The sequence below is a fragment of the Nonomuraea sp. NPDC051298 genome (assembly GCF_055586305.1).
Genome location: NZ_JBVJIM010000014.1, coordinates 150,327 through 171,619, shown reverse-complemented (window position 1 = coordinate 171,619; position 21,293 = coordinate 150,327). Strand labels below are relative to the sequence as shown.

Here is a 21,293-nt window from a genome sequence, read left to right as displayed (position 1 = left end):
GGCGTCCCCCGGCTTTCAAGGCTGGGATAGTTGCGGGCAATCGGGTTGTAAGCGCGCCGCGAAGAATGGCTGCCATGACACATTTCCCTGGGGTACGCCGAGCCGCGCCGCGCCGCTACGGTGCCGTCCTCGTCCTCTCACTCGTGGCGCTCGCGGGCTGCGGCCTCGCCGGCGAGACCAGAGACGCCGACACCGCCCCCGTGACCAGCAGTACGGCCGCCGCGCCCAGGGAGAGCACTCCCGAGACCCAGCCTCAGGCCCCGACCGAGGCCCAGACCGGGCCCGCCGAGACCGCCCAGGACGGCGGCGCGGCGGCGGTCGAGCCGGGTGGCGTCCTGACCGACGGCAGCACGGTCTCGGCGGAGTTGACCCGCGCGGGGCAGAAGGACGCCTTCACCCTGGACCTGGGCGACGCCAGGGAGTTCTACGTCACCGACATGCAGGGTGACGACATTCAGCTCCAGGTGTTCTCCGAGGTCGACGGCGAGCCATCAGGCCCCTCCAGCGTGGCGCTGAGCTTCGGCACCTCGCTGTTCAAGCTGACCAAGGCGGGCGGTCACCGGCTGGAGGTCTGGGGGAACACGAACGTCGTCGGCGCGTACGCCTTCCGGATCGCCACCGTCAAGGTCCGTACGTTCCCCGTGGCGATCGGCCTGAAGATCGGCGAGGGCGACCCCGCCGGGGCCGGACGCCTGGACGTGCCGGGACGCGTCGACCGCTTCGAGTTCGACTCGGACGGCGCCACGGCCATCAAGGTGCTCGGCGGCGCGGGCGCGTGCACGGCCATCGAACTGGAGCTGTACGACGCCGCCGAGAAGAGCGTCGCCGAGGCCCGGCAGCCGTTCCCGCTGTGCGGCTACGAGTTCGACCTCCCGCTCTCGAACGGCGACGGACGCTACGCGCTGGTCGTCAGGTCGGGCACGGCGAAGACCGGGGCCTACTCGTTCCAGATCGCCCGCGCCGGCTGAACGGCCGGGGGCGCGCTCGCATCCACGGCGTTCGGGCTGGTCAGGAAGGGTGCGAGCCGTGCGGCTCGCACGCTCCTTCGCCACGGTCAGGAGGGGCGCGGGCCGTGCGGCTCCCGCGCTCCTTCGCGGCGGTCAGGAGCGGCGTAGGCGTCAGGAGCGGTGCAGGTGTCAGGAGCGGTGCAGGTTGCCGCGGTACGCCAGCGCGCTCGCGCCCTCCTGCTGGACGACGGTCAGGGCGTCGGGGCCGTTCAGTGTGAGGGTCATGTCTCCGCCCACGCACCCGTCTCCCTGCTCCACGGTCATGTTCAGCACGGTGCCGCCGTCGACGCCGGTCAGCGTGGCCGTGAGCGTGCACGCGCCGCTCGCCCATGTGCCCGTGCGCTGCCCGGCCGCCAGGGTGATGGTGATCTCGACGGGCTTCTGGCGGTCGTCCTGGGAGACGACCTGTCCGGTCCAGGTCCCCGCGAAGGTCTCGGGGATCTCGCCCGATCCCGAGGCGAGGGGTGCCGTCCCCGAGGTCGTCTCCCGGACCGGGGACGGCGTCGAGGCCGGTCCCGAGGTCGTCTCCCGGGCGGCGGACGTCTCCGGCAGCGCCTGCGACGTCGGCCGGTCGCCTTCGGCGGGGCGCCCGATCGCCCCGCTCGCGTACAGCACGCCCGCCGTCGCGAGGGCCGCGACGACGACTGCCGCCACCGCCGCGACCTGACGCGTCCCGCGCCGGCGGATCCGCACGCCCGTGGAGCCGTCCCGGCCGGGGTACGCCTCCGGCGGGGGAGCGGGGATCGTCCGTCCGTCGGTGGCCTGGGGGACCGGGCCGGCCGGGAGCACGCGGGTCGCGCCGGGGCCGGACCAGTTCGGCGGGACGTACGCGCTGGGGACCTGACCGACGTCGGGAACCGCGACGGTGGGAGCCCCGGGATCCACCAGGCGGATCATGAGCGAGCGGGCGGACGGGCGCGTCCCCGGCTCCTTGGCCAGGCAGGCGGCCAGCGTCTCGCGCAGCCCCCGCGGAATGCCGGAAAGGTCGGGCTCCTGGGTGAGGATGCGCTGGAAGACGGCCGCCACGGTGTCGCTGCCGAACGGCGCCCGCCCGGTCGCCGCGTAGACCATCGTCGCGGCCCAGGCGAAGACGTCGGCCGCCGGAGAGCCGTGATCCCCCTTGAGCTGCTCGGGCGCCATGTACGGCGGGGTGCCCGACAGCGTCGAGGGCGCGGTGCCGGCGTCGAGCGGCCGGGCGATGCCGAAGTCGACCACGCGCGGCCCGTCGGGACCGAGCAGCACGTTGGCGGGCTTGAAGTCCCGGTGCACGACCCCGGCGCCGTGGATGGCCGCGAGGGCGCACGCCGTGCCCACCGCCAGCCGGTCGAGGTCGCCGTCGCGCAGGGGGCCGCCGAGGCGTACCCGCTCCTGCAGCGAGGGGCCCGCGACGAACTCGCTCACCACGTACGGGACGGGACCGTCGGGCTCCGCCTCCAGCACGCGCGCCGTGCAGAAGGGAGCCACCCGGCGGGCCGACTCCAGCTCCCTGGCCAGCCTGCGGCGGGTGTCGGGATCGGCGCCCCCTCTGAGGACCTTGATCGCGACCCGGTCGCCGGACGCGCCGCGCCCCTCGTAGACGATCCCCTGCCCGCCCTCGCCCAGCCTGCCGACGACCTGGAACGCTCCGAGCACTCGCGGGTCTCCCGGCTCCAGCGGGCCAGCGGGCATGAGCTCCTCCACGCACGTCGAGGCGGGCTGCCACCGGCACGCCGTTCCTGGCAGGGTCACGCCAGGCCATCGCCGCAGCGCAGTCAGGATTCTAGTGACATTTCGCCGGATCGGGCAGAGCTGCCCGACGCCGTGCCGGACGCGCCCAGGGCGAGCGCCAGTCCCTCGCCCTGAGCGCGTTCCACGGGGTGTTACGTGTGGTAGTGCTGTCCCAAGGGCCGGCCGGGGATCGGTTTGGCGATGAGGGCGACCGGGACGAAGAAGCAGATCTGGGCGATCACCAGGGTGAGCGTCCAGAGCGCCCGCTCGTCGTAGTGGGCGGCCGCCTTGGCGTACAGCTCGTCGGGCACGCGTTCCCCGGACGGGTTCGGGGTGAGCACGGCCTCCACGAGCTCCAGCGCGGCCCGTTCGGCGTCGGTGAAGCAGGGGGCGTCCCGCCAGGTCGCCACGGCGGTGATGCGTTCCTCCGGCTCCCCGGCGTCGCGGAGGTCCCCGGTCTGCCGGACGGCGTGGTAGGTGCTGCCGACGATCTGCCCGGCGCGGAGCTGCACCAGGCCGATCGTGGTCTTCGGGATCGAACCGTTCGTGACGGCTTTGAACATCGCTCCTGCGATGGCGCCCACCTCGGGGATGAGCGTGGAGGGGTCGGGCAGCCGGGAGCGGAGCCCGTCCTGGCCGGTCGTCGTGGGGATGGTCATCGGGTGATCTTCCTTTCGGCGTTCTCGGGTGGTTCGAAGACGTCCGGCCTGGCGGGGGGCGCCGAGCGGGGCGGGCGCCGGATGGTGTCTCATGAGTCCGACGGCACGGGCGCGCGAAATGTGAGGTGCGGTGCGGACGTCACACTTCGCGGCGCTGTCTCGTCGAACGGGTGACGGCAGTCGCACCGAGGGAGCCGACGACACCATGACCACCCCATGACCAGCCCATCCGAGCCGGGAGCGGCCCGGCCCGATCCGGGCCTGAGCGCGATCGTCGGCGAGCGGCGCCAGTTGATCAATCTCGCCTACCGGCTGCTCGGCTCCCTGGCCGAGGCCGAGGACGCGGTGCAGGAGACGTACGCCCGCTGGTACGCCATGTCCCCGGAGCAGCAGGAGGCCATCGCGTCGCCCGGCGCCTGGCTGACCAAGGTCGCCGGCCGCGTCTGCCTCGACCTGCTCGGCTCTGCGCGGGCCCGGCGCGAGCGCTACGTGGGCGAATGGGTCCCCGAGCCGCTGCCCGAGCCCGGGGAGTGGACGAGCGGGCGGGCGGGAGGCGATCCGGCTGACCGCATCACTCTGGACGAGTCGGTCAACATGGCGTTCCTCGTCGTGCTGGAGTCGATGACCCCGGCCGAGCGGGTCGCGTTCATCCTGCACGACGTCTTCCGCTACTCCTTCACCGAGGTGGCCGAGATCGTCGGCCGTACCCCGGCGGCCTGCCGCCAGCTCGCCTCCTCGGCCCGCCGCCGCCTCCGCGACGCGCAGGCGCCCGCCACTCCGGCGGCCCAGCGGGCCCGGATCGTCAAGGACTTCAAGCTGGCCTGGGAGGCCAAGGACATCGACGCCCTCATCGGCCTCCTCGACCCCGGCGCCACGGTGGTCGCCGACAGCGGCGGCCTGGTCCAGGCCGTCACGCACCAGCTCGAAGGCGCGCAGATCGCGCACTACGCCCTGGGCCTCACCGAGCGGGCGCCCCACCTGACGCTCCTGGAGCGGACCGTCAACGGCCAGCCCGGCCTGGTCATCCAGGAGAACGGCAACACCGTGGCGGTGATGGCCTTCGAGGTGGCCGGTGACCGGATCACCCGTATCTGGGGGGTACGCAACCCCGACAAGCTCCGCCCCTGGACGGCAGGACCCCACCACGAGGACCCGCCGGTCGAAGCGCCTTGACCAGCCGCGTTCGCCGCACGCGGCCCCTCGGCCGGGCGTGCGCACGGATGACGCCCGAACCTGTGAGTCCTGCCGGGCGGAACCCGTGACTGCCGTTCATTGTGGTAGTAAGGGTGCTTTCGTTAGCTTTTGTGGTTTCAGGGGGACATGTGAGTACGCTCAGCCGTCGGCGCTTGTTGCAAGCGGGGGCCGGTCTGGTGCCCGCCATCGCGCTGGGGACCCGGCCCGCGACGGCCGAGGCCGCCGCCGCGATCCCGACGACCGGGGTCGTGCCGACGGCGCTCGCGGGGTTCGACACCGCGATGAAGAAGTACATCGCGGAGCGGGACATCTCCTGCGCCCAGCTCGCGGTGGCCAAGAACGGGAAGATCCTGCTGGCCCGGGGCTACGGCTCGTACCTGCAGGGCAGCACGAGCACGCTGGTGCAGCCGACCTCGCTCCTCCGGATCGCCAGCCTCAGCAAGAGCCTCACCGCGGCGGCGCTCGCCCGCCTGGCCCAGGACGGCAAGGTCAGCCTGGGCGCGAAGGTGTCGAGCCTGCTCGGCCTGTCCACGACGGCCGACCCCCGGCTGGCGAACGTCACCCTGTGGCGGCTGCTCCAGCACACCGGCGGCTGGGACCGCGACGCCGGCTACGACCCGCTCTGGTACGACCAGACGATCTCCACGTCGCTCGGCGTGCCGCTGCCGATCGACCACGCCGACATCATGAAGTACGTCACGGCCAGGAAGCTCGACTTCGCCCCCGGCGCCAAGTACGTCTACAGCAACTACGGCTACATGCTGGCCGGCCGGGTGATCGAGAAGCTCTCGGGCATGAGCTACGAGTCGTACGTTCGGCAGAAGCTGCTCGCGCCCGTCGGCATCACCCGCCCGCGGCTCGGCCGGAGCCTGCGCGCGCAGGCGTTCGCCACGGAGGCGCCCTACGAGTCGCAGTACACGAGGAAGAGCGTCGTGGACGACACGGGCGCGGTCGTGCCCTACCCCTACGGCGGCTTCAACATGCCGAACCAGGACGCCAACGGCGGCTGGGTCGCCTCCGCCGTCGACCTGGTGAAGTGGGGTTTCGTCTTCGACGCCCCGGGCACGGTGCTCAACCAGACGTCGATCTCGCGCGTGTTCGCCAAGCCGGAGACCGGCGTGAACTCCGGCGGCTCCTGGTACGGCCTCGGCTGGCACGTCCGCAACAACAACGTCGGCACGCTGAACACCTGGCACAACGGCTCGATGCCGGGCACGTTCAGCTTCCTGGCCCGGATCCAGAACGGCGTCAGCTACTGCGCGATCTTCAACCGGCGGGAGGAGGCCGGCACGCCCGACTTCGATGCGATCGACCCGATCCTCGGTACGGCGACCGGCACCGTGAAGACCTGGCCCACCACCGACCTGACCTCGCGGTACTTCTGAGGCCGCGGCTCGGCGGCGGTCTCTGACCGCCGGGCCGCGACTCCTGCCGATCCGGTTGCCTCAAAAAGCGAATTTTGGGCAGAAGTAGCACGAAAGGGGTCAAAAGTCACACGCGGACGGTGGGGGCGTGCCGTGGCTGACATCGAGGTTCCGATCTGGGCGGCACGGTTGCGCGTGTTGCGCCGCGGGCGGCTGTGGAGCCGGGGAGAGCTGGCCGACCGGCTGACGGAAGCGGCGGATGAGGCCGAGCGCGACCTCCTGCCCGGCCGGGAGGCGCTCGTCCGGATGATCCAGCGGTGGGAGGACGGCGAGCGGCGGCCCGGTGAGCTGGACGCGGAGCTGCTCTGCCGCGCCTTCGGCGTGGACGAGACGGAGCTGTTCGTCGGCGAGGCCGCCGGGACCACGCTGTGGCACCACCTGACCGGGGTGCCGCTGCTGCCGGGCCTGTTCCCGGCCGAGGAGGAGGAGCGCACCGGCCGGGCGATCGAGGCGCCGGAGCGGGCCGACGAGGGCACGGTCGGCTACTTCAGGGCGCTCGTCGACGCCTGCGCGCGGGCCGACCCGCGGCCCGCCGTCCAGATCAGCGTCCTGCGGCCCGTCTTCGCCGGGATCGAGGAGTTCCGGCGCGACGCCGGTCCGCCGGTCAGGCGCGCCCTGCTGCTGCTCGCCGCCGAGAACGCGGAGCTGATCAGCCGCGTGCACCACGAGAACGGGGACCCGGACGAGGCGCTGGCCTGGTCGGACGAGGCCATCCGCGGCGCCAGGGAGGCCGCGGACCCGCTGCTGGAGTCCTACACGCTCGCCCAGCGCAGCGGCCTGTCCGACGCGGACGCCCCAGGCCGCCTCGTCGCCACGGCCCTCGCGGCCCGCGAACGCGGCCACCTCCCGCCACGGATGGACGCGCTGGCCCGGCACCACGAGGCACACGGCCACGCCCTCGCAGGAGAGGCGGACATGTGCCTGCGCAGGCTGGACGAGTCCGCCCAGTCGCTCGCCGAACCGGAGGACGACACGCCCTACCGCTTCGACTCCTCACCCGAGGCGCACAACGCCCTGTGCGCCGGGTGCCTCGTCGAGCTGGGCCGCCCCGGGGGCGCGATCGAGATCCTGGAACTGACGCCGCCGCAGGCCGCCTCGACGTGCGCCGCCGCGTACGCGTGCGCCTGCATGGCCCACGCCTACGCCGACGCCCACGAGCGCGAACGGTCGGTCGAGGCCGTGCGCCGGGCGTTCGACCTGGCCAGGAGCACGGGGGCGGTACGCGCCATCCGGGAGCTGGCCAGGATCCGGATCCCGCCGCAGCGGGCCGGGCATCGGCGCATCCTGGTGTGAGGCACGTGGTTTGACCGGTCGCTGACCCGGGTGGTCGTTAGGGATTGCCGGAACGAGGCGATGCACGGGCCATGAGCGTTGCTTCGCCGGGCACGGTGTCCTGGTTCGAGATCGGCACGACCGACGCCGAGGACGTCACGCGGTTCTACGGTGGGCTGTTCGGATGGACGTTCGAGCCCCGTTCGGCCGAGTACACCGAGATCGTCGCCCGCGACGGGACGCGGCCGATGGGCGGGATCTTCACGCCGGGCGACGAGCTGAGCCCGGCGATCCTCGCCCACGACGTGGCGGAGGCCCTGGGGAAGATCCAGTTGGCCGGCGCCGCGGTGGTGACTCCGGCCAAGGACGCGGACGTTCCCGGCCGGGAGGGCATCGTCTACGCCAGGCTGCGCGATCCGCTGGGCAACGCCTTCACCCTGTACTCCGACGACAGGCCGCACCCACCCGAGACCGTGGACGGCGGTCTGGCCGGGTTCGAGCTGGGCACCACCGAGGTGGACGCCACCAAGGAGTTCTACTTCGAGTGCTTCGGCTGGACGTTCGAACTGGACCCGGCCGCGCCCGGCTCGTTCTACCACGTGCTCGGCCAGGACCGGCGGCGGATCGGCGGCCTGGCCGACCACGGCCTGTACGGCGACGACTACCTCATGCCGCTCTTCCACGTCACGGACGGGCCGGGCACGGTCGAGAAGGCCAGGAGCCTGGGCGCCACCCTCGAATCCGACCGCGACGACCCCAGGAGACGCCTGGTGGACCCGCAGGGCAACCGCTTCGGCCTGTCGACCGGCTGACCGGCGCCCTCAGCCGCCGAGGCGCTCCAGCCGGACCACGATCTCCTTCGAGGCCGGCTGGTTGCTGAACTCGGCCACGCTGTCCAGCGGGACCAGCACGTTGGTCTCCGGGTAGTAGGCCGCCGCGCAGCCGCGCGCGGTCGGGTACGGCACCACCTCGAAGCCCTCGGCCCGCCGCTCGACGTCGTCCGTCCACACGCTGACCAGGTCGACCCGCTGCCCTCCCGACAGGCCGAGTTCCCGCAGGTCCGCCGGGTTGACGAGGACCACCTTGCGGCTTCCGCGAATGCCCCGGTAGCGGTCGTCGGCCGTGTAGGGGACGGTGTTCCACTGGTCGTGGGAGCGCAGGGTCTGCAGCAGCAGGTGCCCCTCGGGGACGTGCGGCGGCGGCCCGGCGTTGCAGGTGAACAGCGCCTTGCCCTGGGGGGTGGGGAACACGCCCTCGTTGACCGGGTTCGGCAGGCTGATGCCGCCGGGACGGGCCACCCGCCGGTTGAAGTCGTGCAGTCCCGGCACGACGCGGGAGATGCGGTCGCGGATCGCTCCGTAGTCGGCCTCGAACTCCCGCCACGGGATGCCCGCCCGGCCGTCGGGAGTCCCGCCGTCGAAGGTCCCACCGTCGAAGGTCGCGCCGTCGAGAGTCCGGCAGGCGAGCCTGCACAGGATGGCGACCTCGCTGAGCAGGAGCGGGGAGGCCGGCTCCAGGCGGCCACGGGAGGTGTGCACCTCGCTCATCGAGTTCTCCACGGTGACGAACTGCTCCCCGCCCGCCTGCACGTCCCGCTCGGTACGGCCCAGGGCCGGCAGGATGAGCGCGGTCCCGCCGCAGACGGTGTGGGACCTGTTGAGCTTGGTGGAGATGTGGGCGGTGAGGCGGCACCGGCGCATGGCCTCCTCGGTGACCGCGCTGTCCGGCGCGGCCCGGACGAAGTTGCCCGCCAGCGACAGGAAGAGCTTGACCCGGCCCTCGCGCATCGCCCGGATCGCGTTCACCGAGTCGAGCCCGTGGGCGCGCGGCGGGTCGAAGCCGAACTCCCGCTGGAGCGCGTCGAGGAAGGAGTCGGGCATCTGCTCCCAGATGCCCATCGTGCGGTCGCCCTGCACGTTGCTGTGCCCGCGTACCGGGCAGGCCCCGGCTCCCGCCCTGCCGAGGTTCCCGCGCAGCATCAGGAAGTTCACGATCTCCCGGATGGTGGGGACGGCGTGCCGGTGCTGCGTCACGCCCATCGCCCAGCAGACGATGACGCGTTCGCTGCGCAGGACGTCGTCGCGGACCCGCTCGATCTCCGTACGGGTCAGCCCGGTGGCGGCGGTGACGTCGTCCCAGGAGACGGCGCGGACGTGCCGGGCGAACTCCTCGAAACCGCTGGTGTCGGCCCGGATGAAGTCCTGGTCGAGCACGTCGCCGGGGCGGGCGTCCTCGGCCTCCAGCAGCAGGCGGTTGAGCCCCTGGAACAGCGCGAGGTCGCCGCCGAGCCGGATGTGCAGGAAACGGTCGGCGATCGGGATGCCACGGCCGATCACCCCGTTCACCTCCTGCGGGTTCTTGAACCGCAGCAGCCCGGCCTCCGGCAGCGGATTCACCGCGACGATGCGCGCGCCGCGCCGCTTGGCCTGCTCCAGCGCGGAGAGCTGGCGCGGATGGTTGCTCCCGGGGTTCTGTCCCACCAGGAAGATCAGGTCCGCCTGGTGGAGGTCCTGCAGGCGGACGGTCCCCTTGCCGGTGCCGAGGGTTTCGTGCAGGGCGTAGCCGCTGGACTCGTGGCACATGTTGCTGCAGTCGGGCAGGTTGTTGGTGCCGAACGCCCTGGCGAAGAGCTGCAGCACGAACGCGGCCTCGTTGCTGGCCCGGCCCGAGGTGTAGAAGACGGCCTCGTCGGGGGAGCCGAGCGAGGTCAGCTCCCGGGAGAGCAGCTCGAAGGCGTCGTCCCAGCCGATCGGCTCGTAGTGGTCGCGGCCCTCCCGCTTGACCATCGGCGCGGTGAGGCGGCCCTGCTGGTTCAGCCACAGGTCGGAACGCCGGGCCAGGTCCGGCACCGGGTGCCGGCGGAAGAAGTCGGCGGTGACGCGGCGGGTCGTCGCCTCGTCGTTGATGTGCTTGGCGCCGTTCTCGCAGTACTCGTTGCGGTGCCGGTGACCCGGCGCGGGGTCGGCCCAGGCGCAGCCGGGACAGTCGATGCCGCCCACCTGGTTCATGGTCAGCAGCGTCACTCCGGCCCGCCGCGGGGACGTCTGCTCGAGGGAGTACTTCAGGGCGTGCACCACCGCGGGCACTCCCGCCGCCCATCTCCTGGGCGGGGTCACATGAAGCGGGTCCCTCGGCTCGTCGTCCGGGCGCTCGTGCATCAGGTCACCTCTCGGTCTCCGGGACGCGGTCAGCCGACGGGCCAGGTGGGCACCCGGCACCTCGGCGGGTCCGGTTCGGCGGGCAGCACGCGTCCGTCGCGGATGACCCCGCGCCAGGCACCGCCCTCCTGCCCGAGCCCCTCGATGAACTCCTTGAAGTGCCGCAGCTCCCGCCCGAGCACCCGGCTCGTGACCCCGGCCGGGCCGGGGACGAGGCCCGCGCGACCGCGCCCGGCGACCCGGATCCGCACGGTGACCGCGGTGGTGCCGGACACGGTGGGGCGGAACCACACCTCACCCCGGTGGGAGGGACCCCGTCCCAGGCTGCGCCAGATCAGGTGGGAGTCCGGCTGCTGCTCAAGGATCTCGGCCTCGAACTCGCGGCGCACCGGCCCGAAGCCGATGACCCAGCGGGTGATCGTGGGCCTGACCTGGTCGACCCGCTTCACCACGGTCATGAACCGCGGAAAGCTCTTGAACTGGGTCCACTGGTTGTAAACGGTTCGCACCGGGACCGCGATCTCTACCATCGCCTCAACTGTGTTCACGGGTCGCCCATCTTCCGGCGCCGCCGCCCCTCGGGGAGGTACGGCGCTGACGGCGGCGCTGCGCGTGACAATGATCCGGCCGCACCCGAGGCGGTCTCCCGGGTGCTCGTCGAGCCGCGTGACCCTGGATCCAGGGTATGGCGGGGGAACTTCACGACTCCATCCACCGCGGTGCCGACCAGCGCAAATTCATGGTCAAGGGCGTCCGGCGCCGGGTGGCCGCGCCGGAGTCAGGCCGGTGCCACCCGCATGGTTGCATGGGGTTCGCCCCGCCATCGGTTACCTGTGCCCTTCCCGGCTCGTCATCACCGATGACGGAGCAGCTCCGAGGAGGGTCACCACGATGTCCGACACCAACCCCGCCGATCCGCTGGCCGAGGCGTTCGAGGCCGAGCGCGAGCGGCTGCGCGCGGTCGCCCACCGCATACTCGGATCGCACGCCGACGCCGAGGACGCGGTCCAGGAGGCCTGGCTGCGGCTCTCCCGCCAGGACGCGGAGACCATCCACAACCTCGCCGGCTGGCTGACCACGGTGGTCGGCCGGATCAGCCTCGACGTCCTGCGCTCGCGCCGGGCCCGCCCCGAGGCGTCCTACGACGACCGGCTGCCCCAGCTCATCGTGACGGCCGACGAGGGCCCCGCGCCGGAGGACGACGCGGCGCTCGCCGACTCGGTCGGGTTGGCGCTGCTCGTCGTCCTCGAGTCGCTCGGGCCGGGCGAGCGACTGGCGTTCGTGCTGCACGACCTGTTCGCGGTGCCGTTCGACGAGATCGCCCAGATCCTCGGCAAGTCCACCGACGCGGCCAAGATGCTCGCCAGCCGCGCCCGCAGGAAGGTGCAGGCCGGCGAGCCCCCGGCGGTCGCCGGACGCGAGCAGCGGGAAGTGGTCCGGGCGTTCCTGGCGGCGGCCAGGCGCGGCGACTTCGAGGGGCTGCTGCGCGTGCTCGACCCCGACGTGAAGCTGACCGCGGACACCCCCGCCGGCGTGGTCGTCACGCTCGGCGCCACCGCCGTCGCCACCGGGGCGCGCCTGTCGGCCGGCGCGGCGGCGCGGGGACGGGCGGTGCTCGTCAACGGCCTGCCTGGACTGCTCTCCTGGCGCGCGGACGGCAGCCCGGTCTCGCTCATCTCGTTCACCGTCGTGGACGGCAGGATCACCGGCATCGCGGTCGTCGCCGACCCGGCCACGCTCGCGTCGATGGACCTGCCGCTCCCTGCGTGAGTCGCCAGTCCGGGCGGCTCACCGTACCGGGATGCCCAGCTCGCGGCCCTGGTAGAAGCCTTCCCGCTCCTCGACGACGTAAGGGGCCATGGCCTGGCGCCGCCGGGTCTCGGCCTCGGACGTACGCCAGGCGTCACAGGAGGCCCGCGTGTTCCAGAACGACACCCCGGTGATCTCCAGCCCGTCCTCGGACCAGTACGCGTACGCCTGGCGCAGCCCCGGCGGGTACGGGTCGGGACGCCAGGCCCGTTCGAACTCCTCCAGCGCGCCCGGCTTGATCCGGCGCGTGGTCACCCAGACGAAGTGCTCCCTCATCGCAGCCTCCTCCGCAGCGCGGTGCAACGAACGCGATGCAACGCGGTTCGGCTTGATGACGCTCCTCACTTCCACCATAGGCTCCCGTGGCGGGCGGCCCCGCCCCAGGGGCACGCCACGGCGTGCGCCGCTCAAGCGCTCGATGAAGGCTCCCCGCCCAGGCGTGATCCGCGCTGGGCCCCGGGACCGCTCGCGTCAGGACGGGGTCGCGGCCGCGGGCAGGTGCAGGACCAGCCGGGCGCCCGCGGGGCTGTCGTCGATCTGCAGGGTGCCGCCGTGGGCCTGGGCGATCTGCCGGGCGGTCGGCAGGCCCAGCCCGGTGCCTCCCGCGTGCCTGTCGCGGGCGGTGTCCAGCCGGGAGAAGCGCTGGAAGACCAGTTCGCGCTTGTCCGGCTCGATGCCAGGACCGTCGTCGGTCACCTCCAGCACCGCGATGCCGTGGGGGAAGCGGTCGGGGTCGCGCCTGGGGCGAGGTTCGTGCCGGACGCGGAAGGTGACCGTGGTGGCGGCGTGCCGTTCGGCGTTGTCGATCAGGCTGGTGAGCAGGCGGGACAGCTTGACGCGGTCGCCGATGACCCGCACGCCGGGTTCGAGCGTGTATTCGTACTTCTTGTCAGGTTTGGGGCGCCGTTCGCACTCCTCCGACACGAACGCGGCCAGGTCGATCGGCTCGCCCTCGACCGGCCGGCCCGCCTCCAGGCGTTCGATGGTGAGCAGGTCGCCCACGATCGCCTCCAGTCGGTCCACGCTGCGCAGCACGGTGTTGCTCAGCGTGGACACGCTGGTGTCGTCGGGTGCGTACAGGGCGTCCTCGACCTCGGCGCGGATCGCGGCGATGGGGGTGCGGAGTTCGTGTGAGGCGTCTGTGGTGAACTGGCGCTGCTGTTGCATCGCGGCCTGCAGTCGCGCCAGCGTGCGGTTGGCGGTGCTGGCCAGGTCGTGGATCTCGTCCTGGGTGGGCGGGAGCGGGACCCGGCGCTCGGGGCAGGTGTCGGTGATCTGGTCGAGTTCCGAGCGGATGGCGCTCACCGGACGGAGCGAGGAGGTGACGATCCGGTGGCCGAGGAGGGTGATCGCGGCGGCCAGGGCGGCCGCGGCGCCGATCACGGTCGCGGCCAGCCAGGGCATCACGTACGGAGGGATCGTGGGGGAGGAGCTGTAGACGGACCAGTCCTCGCCCGCCCGGTTGACCTGCTGCGCGACCACGAGGTTGCACGAGCCGGGAGTGAAGACCCCGCCGCAGACGACCTCGGTGGACAGGCCCTTGTGGTCGGGGATGAGCCCGGCCATGACGGGCTTGCCGCGTAGCGCGGGCGTCGCGGCGATGACGTGCCCTCCCGCGTCGACGATCTGCACGTTGCGGTCCGGGTGCTTCACCAGCGGCGTGGTGACGTCGTTGTACGCCACCTCCTGCGCCACGCGATTACCGGCCGAGGCGAGTTCGACCGTCAGGTTCCCGGTGGCGTACCGGTGGATCGCGAGCATGACGGCGGTGGCCAGGAGCCCGGACAGCACAGCGGCCACGGCACCGGTGAACAGTGTCATGCGAGTCGTGATCGACCAACGTCGCTGAGTCTTCATATGGCAACCCCTTCACCCAGTCGAGCACGCGGGCAGTAGCCGGATGTGCACCTCGGGTTCGGGTGACGGCATGGAAGCTGCCAAGGTCTCGTCAAGCCCCGGCGACGGACGTCATGACTCCTTCATCGGCGTCCGCACGCCGCTGATCGACTCCTTCCTGCCGCCCGGCAGGTACGGGCTCGGGGGCGGGGGCAGGGGGCACGTCACCGGCGGATTCGGACAAAACCGGAAGGGTTTCGCGAACGTTCACGACTCCATCACGCCTCCGCCGCACCACAGGTGCCACCAGACCTCTAGCGTCACAGCGTCATTTGGACCCGACAAGCGGAGCCTCCCGTGAATCCTCGCCACGCCCTGACAGGTCTGGCCCCCGTCCTGGTCTCCGTGTTGGCGCTCGCCGCGCCGGCGGCCGCCCACGCCTCGACGGCCGACGACCCCGGTGTCCGGCCGCAGAAGACCCACTTCGACCTGCAGGCCCACCGCGGCGGCATCGGCATGACGACCGAGGAGTCGCCGGAGGGCTTCGCCAAGGCCCTGCGCCTCGGCGTCAGCACCCTTGAGCTGGACACCCACGTCACCAAGGACGAGAAGGTCGTGGTCAACCACGACCGGCAGATCAGCGCGCAGAAGTGCCGCGACACCGGGCCGGTCACGCCCGGGGACCCGATGTACCCGTACGTCGGCAAGTTCATCAAGGACCTGACCCTGGCGCAGCTCAAGACCATGGACTGCGGATACCAGCAACTGCCCGGCTTCCCCGAGCAGGAGGTGATCAGCGGCTTCCGGATGGTCGAGCTCAAGGACGTGCTGAACCTCGTCAAGCGCTTCAACGCCAAGCAGGTCAAGCTGAACATCGAGACCAAGGTCGAGGCCGGTGCGCCGGAGCAGACCGCGCCGCGCGAGCTGTTCGTCCGGCGGGTGTTCGAGGAGATCCGCGCCTCCGGGATCGAGCGCCAGGTCACCATCCAGTCCTTTGACTGGGGCGCGCTGAACGAGATGCACCGCCTCGCGCCGGGGTGGCCGCTGGTGGCGCTGACCAACTACGACTTCCTCCAGGTGGGCAAGCCGGGCGCGTCCCCGTGGCTCGGCGGGATCGACGCCGACGACTTCGGCGGCGACTTCGTCAAGGCCGCCGCGACCATCCCGGGTGTCACGACCCTGTCCCCGGTGTACGGCTTCCCGCAGAACGGCAAGATCAGCGACCCGAACTTCCGCTTCTACGTCAGCGAGACCATGGTGTCCGACGCGCACGCGCTCGGCCTGAAGGTCGTCCCGTGGACGTGCGACGACCCGGCCACCATCGAGGCCCTCATGGACATGGGCATCGACGGCATCATCACCGACTACCCGAACCGGGTGCGGGAGATCATGGCCGAGCGCGGCATGCGCCTGCCGAAGTCCTACCGGGGACGCTGACCTTCCGCACCCCGTGCCGAAAGCCCAGGCGGGATTCGCCTGGGCTTCGACGTTCCCCGGCAGGGGCCGGGTTGATTACAGGTTCGCCTGCGCTTCGATAATCGCCTCGGCGAGGCGGTCCCACGATGAGAGAGCGCTCTCTTGACAGCGGCACTGATATTGCCGGAAGGTTTCCGTAAAGCTACATCCTTAAATCGGATGAGGTGCCGAATGGTTCACACCCCCCAAACCAGAAGGTTGCTCTCCATCGCCGCCGCCCTCGTCGCGGTGCTCGCCCTGCTCGTCCCGACGGCCGGCACCGCCAGCGCCGCCCCCGCGCCCGGCCCCCTGGTCTGGTCGGACGAGTTCAACGGAGCCGCGGGCACCGCCGTCGACCAGTCGAAGTGGCGCTTCGACATCGGCGGCAGCGGCTGGGGCAACAACGAGCAGCAGTACTACACCAACAGCACCCGCAACGCCGCCATGGACGGCGCGGGCAACCTGGTGATCACCGCCCGCCGGGAGAACCCGTCGGGCTACCAGTGCCACTACGGCACCTGCCAGTACACCTCCGCCCGCCTGCTCACCGCGGCCACCTTCACGCGGGCCTACGGGCGGTTCGAGGCGCGCATGAAGATCCCGCGCGGCCAGGGCATCTGGCCGGCCTTCTGGATGCTCGGCAACGACATCGGCTCGGTGGGCTGGCCCAACAGCGGTGAGATCGACATCATGGAGAACATCGGCCGCGAGCCCAGCACCGTCCACGGCACCATCCACGGCCCCGGCTACTCGGGCGCGGGGGGCATCGGCGCGGGCTACTCGATCGGCGGCGCGTTCGCCGACGCGTTCCACACCTTCTCCGTCGACTGGTCGCCCAACCTGATCGTCTGGTACGTCGACGGCAACGAGTACCAGCGCCGCACCCCGGCCGACCTCGGCGGCAACCGCTGGGTCTTCGACCACCCGTTCTTCATGATCATGAACGTGGCGGTCGGCGGCTACTGGCCCGGCTACCCCGACGGCTCCACCACCTTCCCGCAGAGCCTGACCGTCGACTACGTCCGCGTCTACGCGCCGCCCACCGGCGGCACCGGCGGTCAGATCACCGGCATCGGCGGCAAGTGCGTCGACGTGGCGGGCGCCGCCACCGCCAACGGCACCGCCGTCCAGCTCTGGGACTGCAACGGCAGCGACGCCCAGAGCTGGACGTGGAACGGCGACGGCTCGGTCCGCGCGCTCGGCAAGTGCATGGACGTCACCGCCGGTTCCACGGCCAACGGCGCGCAGGTCCAGCTCTACGACTGCAACGGCAGCGCCGCGCAGCGATGGACCTACAACTCGGGCACCGGCCAGATCGTCAACCCCCAGGCCAACAAGTGCCTCGACGCGACCGGCGTCAGCTCGGCCAACGGCACCCGGCTGCAGATCTGGGACTGCGGCGGCGGCGCCAACCAGCGCTGGACCCGCGCCTGACACCCGTACCCACCGAAACCGGCGGGCCCTCCTGAAGCGGGAGGGCCCGCCGGGCTGTGTAAGGCTCCTCTCTTGTGAGAACGCGCTCTCCCGCGCTATTTTCGGCCCACCTTAGAGCGCAGGAAATGCGGCAAAGGGAACGGCCATTTGACGCCGTCCAGGGCCGGGAAATCGTTCCGCCGTTACCCCGGAACACGCCAGACTGTGACCGAACCGGCATTCGGCGTCCGGTGCGACACGACTACGCTTCACCTGCTGTTCGCCTTCGACTGCGAAGGTGTCGCCGGCGCACGACGTCGGCGTCGGTGAGGAGGGTGATCGCGTGGCCCAGCCCGGTACGGCCCCCGCCCCGGGGCGCACTCCCGCGTGGCGGTACGCCGTCGGGATGTTCGGCACCTCCATCCCGATCAACATGATCAAGGGATCGATGATCCTCTACTACGTCGACATCCTCGGGCTCGACGTACGCGCCTACGGCGTGGTCATGGTGGTCTACGCGGTCATCGACGCCATCGACAACCCGGTGCTCGGCCACCTCTCCGACCGCACCAGAACCCGTTTCGGCCGACGCCGTCCGTGGCTGCTCGTCGGCGCGCCGATGCTCGCGGCCTGCATGATCGCGTTCTTCTCCGCGCCGACCTCGCTGGAGGGCATGGGCCTCGTCCTCTGGTTCGCGGTGTTCGCGATCCTGTGCGAGGCTTTCGACTCGATGCTCAACGCGAACTACGGCGCGCTGCTGCCCGAGCTGTTCCCGCGCGAGCGCGACCGCGCGGTGGCCAACAGCCTGCGTCAGGGCTTCCAGCTCGTGGCGCTCGTCATCTCCCTCGCGGTCACCCCCGTGCTCACCACGGGCGTGTTCGGCAGCGAGGAGTCCACCAGGGGCTTCCAGGTCACCGCGATCGTCTACGGCGTGATCGCGCTCGTCGTGATCGTGTTCATGGCGCTCAGCGCGCGCGAGAGCCCCCGCTACTCCACGCGCGAGCGCCCACTGCTGCTGCGCAGCGTGTGGTCGATCGTGCGCAACCCGCTGTTCTGGACGGTCGGGCTCACCGGCGCCTGCTACGGGATCGCCATGGCGCTCGTGCTCTCGGGCATCCAGCTCTACGTGCGCTACTCGCTCGGCCTCCCGGTCGGGAACGCCCTCTACCTCCAGGGCATCGTCATCCTCGTCTCGGCGGGCGGCCTCGTGGTGTGGACGCGCGTCGTCGCACGCCGGGGCGCGTTATGGACCTGGCGGCTCGCGTTCGCGATCCTCGCGGTCAGCTTCGCGGCCCTGTTCTTCGCCACCGACCTCGTCACCGCGATCGCCGCGGGAGTGGTCGTCGGGGCCGGGTGGTCGGGCATGCTCGCCACGAACGACCTCATCGTCGCACGCGTCCTGGACGCCGACGCGGCGCGCAACGGTGAGCACCGGGAAGGGCTCTTCCTGTCCGCGTTCGGGTTCTTCACCCGGCTCAACGGGATCGTGACCGGGCTGGCGCTCACCTCGCTGGGCGTGTTCTTCGGCTACAACTCGGGCGACGACGCCGGGGCCGACCCCGGGCTCGCGTTCCGGGTGTATCTGTGCGTGTATCCGTTCGCGCTGACGGCGATCGGCGCGCTCGCGGCGCGGCTGATCTCCGTCCCGATCGAGACGCCGCCCGAGGCGGCCGAGCCGGTCGAGCCGCCACCCCCGGGTCCTGCGGACGAGCCCGCGGCCGTGGAGAGCCCCCGATGACCCGCCGCGTCGTGATCACCGCCGACGACCTCGGCCGCGAACCGGGAACGACCGACGTCATCGTCTCCCTGCTCGCCGAGGGGCACGTCACCGCGACGACGCTCATCTGCGTCTCGCCCGTCGCCGAGCGGGCCGCGCGCCTGGTCGGGGAGCTGGGCGTGCTGCCGCGGCTGCACGTGACGCTCACCAGCGAGCGCGGGCTCCCGCGCTGGCGGCCCCTCGACGGCGCGGCCAGCCTCGTCGACCCGGACGGGACGCTCACCGACGACCCCATGACACTCGGCGCCCGCGGCGAGGCCCACGACGTCATCGGGGAGGCCGAGGCGCAGCTCGGCTGGATGCGCGAGCGGGGCCCCGTCCCCGAGGCCGCCGACTCCCACGCCGGCACCCTCTACGGCCTGCACGGCAGATCGTGGCTGGCCGAGGCGCTGCACTGGTGCGCACGCCACGGCCTCGCCTTCCGGCTGCCCCGCGACCCTGAGCCCTACATCGGCGGGCCGCTGCCGCCGCAGCTCGCGGCGGCGCACGCGCGGGCCGTCGCCCTCGCCGACGCGCTCGGCGTGTCCCTGCCGCAGACGATCGCGACCAACCGGCGCGGCGCGCACGACCTGGGCTCGTACGAGCGCCTGCGCGACGACTACCTCCGGCGGCTCGCGGCCCTTCCCGAGGGCACGAGCGAGCTGTTCCTGCACCCGTCCGGCGAGGACGCGGTCAGCGGGCCGGACGGCATCGTCCGGGTCTGGGAGACGCGGCTCCTGCGCGACCCGGTGTGGCACCGGGCCCTGGAGAGCGAGGGCGTCGAGACCGTCGCGGGCTGGTGGGCCTGACCCGCGACCCGCGACGCGGGCCCGGTGGCCGGTTCAGCCGAAGCCGGCGCGCGGCGCGCTCGTGCCCTGGGGCACGCGGGCCGGTCCTGACGCGCTGGGGCGTACGTCGAAGTCGAAGATCGCGGTCGGCAGGTAGACGGTCGCGCAGGAGTTGGGGATGTCCACGACCCCCGACAGCCTGCCCTCGATCGGCGCGGCCCCGAGCAGCAGGTACGCCTGCTCAGGGCGGTAGCCGAACGTCGTCAGGTAGTCGATCGCGTGCAGGCAGGCCCGCTGGTAGGCCAGTTGCGAGTCGAGGTAGCGCTGCTCGCCGTCCAGCGTGACGGACGTCCCGGAGAACGCGAGCCACTCGCTGTACTGGGGCGCGGTGCGGCCCGGCATGAAGATGGTGTTCTCGCCGACGCCGTACGTCCGCATGCCGTCCTTGATGAGGTCGACGTGCAGGTCGACGAAGCCGCCCATCTCGATGGCGCCGCAGAAGGTGATCTCGCCGTCGCCCTGGGAGAAGTGCAGGTCGCCGACCGACAGGTTCGCGCCGGGGACGTACACCGGGTAGAAGACGCGCGAGCCCTTGGTGAGGTTCTTGATGTCCTGGTTGCCGCCGTTCTCCCGGGGCGGCGCGGTACGCGCGGCCTCGCCCGCGACCCGGTCGAAGTCGGCGGCGGGCACCGAACCGAGCACGGCGTCGCGCGGCTCGGGCGGCAGGGCCAGCGGCGGCACCCGCCTCGGGTCGGTGGCGATCAGCGCCCCTTCCCGCGCGTTCCACCTCGCCAGCAGCTCCGCCGACGGCGCGGTGCCCATGAGCCCGGGATGGGTGATGCCGGTGAACGACACCGCGGGGATGTGGCGTGACGTGGCCGTCTGACCGGAGAAGTCCCAGATCGCCTTGTAGGCGTCGGGGAACTGCTCGGTGAGGAACCCGCCGCCGTTCCTGGTCGGGAAGATCCCGGTGTAGCCCCAGCCCTGGCCGGCCAGCGGGCCGCTGTCCTCCTGGGGGATGGGGCCCAGGTCGAGGATGTCCACGATCAGCAGGTCGCCCGGCCGCGCCCCCTCGACCGCGAACGGGCCGCTGAGCGCGTGCACCGTGGTCAGCGGGGCGTCACGGATGTCCTCGGCCGAGTCGTCGTTATGGATCGCGCCGTCGAACCACTCCCGGCAGTGGACCCGGAAGCTGTCACCGGGCCTGACCGTGGCCACCGGCGGGATCTCGGGATGCCAGCGGTTGTGGCCGAGCTTGGCCTGGTCGGTGAACCTCTTGGTCGAGTCGAGCGGGAAGATCAGCTCTGGCACGGCTGGAATCCTTTCGGCACGGTCGCGGTCACGGGCGCGTTCGCGGTCACGGGCGCGTTCGTGGTCACGGGCGCGGTCACGGGCGCGGCAGGCGGCTGGTGGCGGGATGGACGGCCACGGGACCCGCGGCACGGCGTCGTGGCAGGGACGTGACGACTTCGGGCTCGGCGGCGCTGCGCTCCGCGCGCCGGATCTGAGCCGACACGGCCGACGGAGTACGCGTCAGCATGGGCGCCGAGAACACCCGGACCGCGGCCGCCCCGCAGTCGGGGCACGCCACCGCCCCCGGTGCGGTGCCGATCGGAAAGGCGACCCCGATCTCCCGGCAGTGCGGACAGCGATAGGCGTACATCGCCATGGCGGGCGCCCTTCGAGTGAGTTCCAACCAAGCGTCCCCAGGCCACGCCCGCCCTCTGCTGGCGGGACCTCGGGAAACAGTCGTCAGAGTCGGATGTATCCGCAATTCGACGTGCGCAGGGAATGCAATCGATCTCGCTTCCGCCA

General features: G+C 71.8%; 18 protein-coding genes. 10 read left to right on the top strand and 8 right to left on the bottom strand.

Annotation, left to right across the window (positions count from 1 at the left end; translation table 11 throughout):
- The first annotated feature begins 74 nt into the window (after positions 1 to 74).
- Complete coding sequence (locus ACZ6S0_RS33905) at positions 75 to 968, top strand: hypothetical protein (RefSeq protein ID WP_465923389.1); 894 nt, start codon at positions 75 to 77, stop codon at positions 966 to 968.
- A 168-nt stretch (positions 969 to 1,136) separates the two neighbouring features.
- On the opposite strand, the gene ACZ6S0_RS33900 is transcribed toward ACZ6S0_RS33905, so the two are convergent.
- Both ACZ6S0_RS33900 and ACZ6S0_RS33895 read right to left on the bottom strand, forming a co-directional pair.
- Positions 1,137 to 2,675: a serine/threonine-protein kinase gene (locus ACZ6S0_RS33900; protein WP_465923388.1), complete on the bottom strand. Its 1,539-nt coding sequence runs from the start codon at positions 2,673 to 2,675 to the stop codon at positions 1,137 to 1,139.
- A gap of 191 nt (positions 2,676 to 2,866) precedes the next feature.
- Positions 2,867 to 3,373: a carboxymuconolactone decarboxylase family protein gene (locus ACZ6S0_RS33895; protein WP_465923387.1), complete on the bottom strand. Its 507-nt coding sequence runs from the start codon at positions 3,371 to 3,373 to the stop codon at positions 2,867 to 2,869.
- Between the two features lie 216 nt (positions 3,374 to 3,589).
- On the opposite strand from ACZ6S0_RS33895, the gene sigJ reads away from it, so the two are divergent.
- The 4 genes from sigJ (at position 3,590) to ACZ6S0_RS33875 (ending at position 8,075) form a co-directional block, all read left to right on the top strand.
- Positions 3,590 to 4,546, top strand: coding sequence for an RNA polymerase sigma factor SigJ (sigJ, locus tag ACZ6S0_RS33890; protein ID WP_465923386.1), 957 nt, complete (start codon positions 3,590 to 3,592; stop codon positions 4,544 to 4,546).
- Positions 4,547 to 4,719: 173 nt separating this feature from the next.
- A complete protein-coding gene (locus ACZ6S0_RS33885) occupies positions 4,720 to 5,952 on the top strand; it encodes a serine hydrolase domain-containing protein (RefSeq protein ID WP_465923385.1) in 1,233 nt (410 codons plus the stop codon).
- Between the two features lie 132 nt (positions 5,953 to 6,084).
- Positions 6,085 to 7,284, top strand: a complete 1,200-nt coding sequence (locus ACZ6S0_RS33880) for a helix-turn-helix domain-containing protein (protein ID WP_465923384.1) — start codon at positions 6,085 to 6,087, stop codon at positions 7,282 to 7,284.
- 71 nt (positions 7,285 to 7,355) lie between these two features.
- Positions 7,356 to 8,075: a VOC family protein gene (locus tag ACZ6S0_RS33875; RefSeq protein ID WP_465923383.1), complete on the top strand. Its 720-nt coding sequence runs from the start codon at positions 7,356 to 7,358 to the stop codon at positions 8,073 to 8,075.
- Positions 8,076 to 8,084: 9 nt separating this feature from the next.
- On the opposite strand, the gene ACZ6S0_RS33870 is transcribed toward ACZ6S0_RS33875, so the two are convergent.
- Entirely contained in the window at positions 8,085 to 10,421 is a 2,337-nt protein-coding gene (locus ACZ6S0_RS33870; RefSeq protein WP_465923382.1) for an FdhF/YdeP family oxidoreductase, read from the bottom strand.
- 29 nt (positions 10,422 to 10,450) lie between these two features.
- Complete coding sequence (locus ACZ6S0_RS33865) at positions 10,451 to 10,951, bottom strand: SRPBCC family protein (RefSeq protein ID WP_465923381.1); 501 nt, start codon at positions 10,949 to 10,951, stop codon at positions 10,451 to 10,453.
- A gap of 361 nt (positions 10,952 to 11,312) precedes the next feature.
- Between ACZ6S0_RS33865 and ACZ6S0_RS33860 the strand changes: the two genes are divergently transcribed.
- Positions 11,313 to 12,191: a sigma-70 family RNA polymerase sigma factor gene (locus ACZ6S0_RS33860; protein ID WP_465923380.1), complete on the top strand. Its 879-nt coding sequence runs from the start codon at positions 11,313 to 11,315 to the stop codon at positions 12,189 to 12,191.
- A gap of 18 nt (positions 12,192 to 12,209) precedes the next feature.
- On the opposite strand, the gene ACZ6S0_RS33855 is transcribed toward ACZ6S0_RS33860, so the two are convergent.
- The gene (locus ACZ6S0_RS33855; RefSeq protein WP_344872707.1) at positions 12,210 to 12,506 is read right to left on the bottom strand and encodes a hypothetical protein; all 297 of its coding nucleotides are present in this window, start codon (positions 12,504 to 12,506) and stop codon (positions 12,210 to 12,212) included.
- Between the two features lie 195 nt (positions 12,507 to 12,701).
- On the bottom strand, positions 12,702 to 14,051 hold the full coding sequence (locus ACZ6S0_RS33850; protein WP_465923379.1) for a sensor histidine kinase: 1,350 nt from the start codon (positions 14,049 to 14,051) through the stop codon (positions 12,702 to 12,704).
- Positions 14,052 to 14,423: 372 nt separating this feature from the next.
- Here ACZ6S0_RS33850 and ACZ6S0_RS33845 point away from each other — a divergent pair, with 372 nt between their 5' ends.
- From ACZ6S0_RS33845 to ACZ6S0_RS33830, 4 genes are all read left to right on the top strand, one after another.
- Positions 14,424 to 15,503, top strand: coding sequence for a glycerophosphodiester phosphodiesterase family protein (locus ACZ6S0_RS33845; RefSeq protein ID WP_465923378.1), 1,080 nt, complete (start codon positions 14,424 to 14,426; stop codon positions 15,501 to 15,503).
- Between the two features lie 237 nt (positions 15,504 to 15,740).
- Positions 15,741 to 16,955 carry an RICIN domain-containing protein gene (locus ACZ6S0_RS33840; RefSeq protein WP_465923377.1) on the top strand — a complete coding sequence of 405 codons (1,215 nt, stop codon included), beginning with the start codon at positions 15,741 to 15,743 and terminating at the stop codon, positions 16,953 to 16,955.
- A gap of 322 nt (positions 16,956 to 17,277) precedes the next feature.
- Positions 17,278 to 18,672, top strand: a complete 1,395-nt coding sequence (locus ACZ6S0_RS33835; RefSeq protein ID WP_465923376.1) for an MFS transporter — start codon at positions 17,278 to 17,280, stop codon at positions 18,670 to 18,672.
- The gene (locus ACZ6S0_RS33830) at positions 18,669 to 19,499 is read left to right on the top strand and encodes a carbohydrate deacetylase (RefSeq protein ID WP_465923375.1); all 831 of its coding nucleotides are present in this window, start codon (positions 18,669 to 18,671) and stop codon (positions 19,497 to 19,499) included. The genes ACZ6S0_RS33835 and ACZ6S0_RS33830 overlap by 4 nt, the downstream gene beginning before the upstream one ends.
- Positions 19,500 to 19,532: 33 nt before the next feature.
- Here the strand turns inward: ACZ6S0_RS33830 and fmdA are convergent, their stop codons facing one another.
- Complete coding sequence (gene fmdA / locus ACZ6S0_RS33825) at positions 19,533 to 20,789, bottom strand: formamidase (RefSeq protein WP_465923374.1); 1,257 nt, start codon at positions 20,787 to 20,789, stop codon at positions 19,533 to 19,535.
- 76 nt (positions 20,790 to 20,865) lie between these two features.
- Positions 20,866 to 21,174, bottom strand: coding sequence for an FmdB family zinc ribbon protein (locus ACZ6S0_RS33820; protein ID WP_465923373.1), 309 nt, complete (start codon positions 21,172 to 21,174; stop codon positions 20,866 to 20,868).
- Between the last annotated feature and the right edge of the window lie 119 nt (positions 21,175 to 21,293).

What these genes read in the sequence shown, in the direction of transcription:
- ACZ6S0_RS33905 (WP_465923389.1), top strand. Translation starts at nt 75, where the DNA reads ATGACACATTTCCCTGGGGTACGCCGAGCCGCGCCGCGCCGCTACGGT.
- ACZ6S0_RS33900 (WP_465923388.1), bottom strand. Translation starts at nt 2,675, where the DNA reads ATGCCCGCTGGCCCGCTGGAGCCGGGAGACCCGCGAGTGCTCGGAGCG.
- ACZ6S0_RS33895 (WP_465923387.1), bottom strand. Translation starts at nt 3,373, where the DNA reads ATGACCATCCCCACGACGACCGGCCAGGACGGGCTCCGCTCCCGGCTG.
- sigJ (WP_465923386.1), top strand. Translation starts at nt 3,590, where the DNA reads ATGACCAGCCCATCCGAGCCGGGAGCGGCCCGGCCCGATCCGGGCCTG.
- ACZ6S0_RS33875 (WP_465923383.1), top strand. Translation starts at nt 7,356, where the DNA reads ATGAGCGTTGCTTCGCCGGGCACGGTGTCCTGGTTCGAGATCGGCACG.
- ACZ6S0_RS33870 (WP_465923382.1), bottom strand. Translation starts at nt 10,421, where the DNA reads ATGCACGAGCGCCCGGACGACGAGCCGAGGGACCCGCTTCATGTGACC.
- ACZ6S0_RS33865 (WP_465923381.1), bottom strand. Translation starts at nt 10,951, where the DNA reads ATGGTAGAGATCGCGGTCCCGGTGCGAACCGTTTACAACCAGTGGACC.
- ACZ6S0_RS33860 (WP_465923380.1), top strand. Translation starts at nt 11,313, where the DNA reads ATGTCCGACACCAACCCCGCCGATCCGCTGGCCGAGGCGTTCGAGGCC.
- ACZ6S0_RS33855 (WP_344872707.1), bottom strand. Translation starts at nt 12,506, where the DNA reads ATGAGGGAGCACTTCGTCTGGGTGACCACGCGCCGGATCAAGCCGGGC.
- ACZ6S0_RS33850 (WP_465923379.1), bottom strand. Translation starts at nt 14,051, where the DNA reads ATGACACTGTTCACCGGTGCCGTGGCCGCTGTGCTGTCCGGGCTCCTG.
- ACZ6S0_RS33830 (WP_465923375.1), top strand. Translation starts at nt 18,669, where the DNA reads ATGACCCGCCGCGTCGTGATCACCGCCGACGACCTCGGCCGCGAACCG.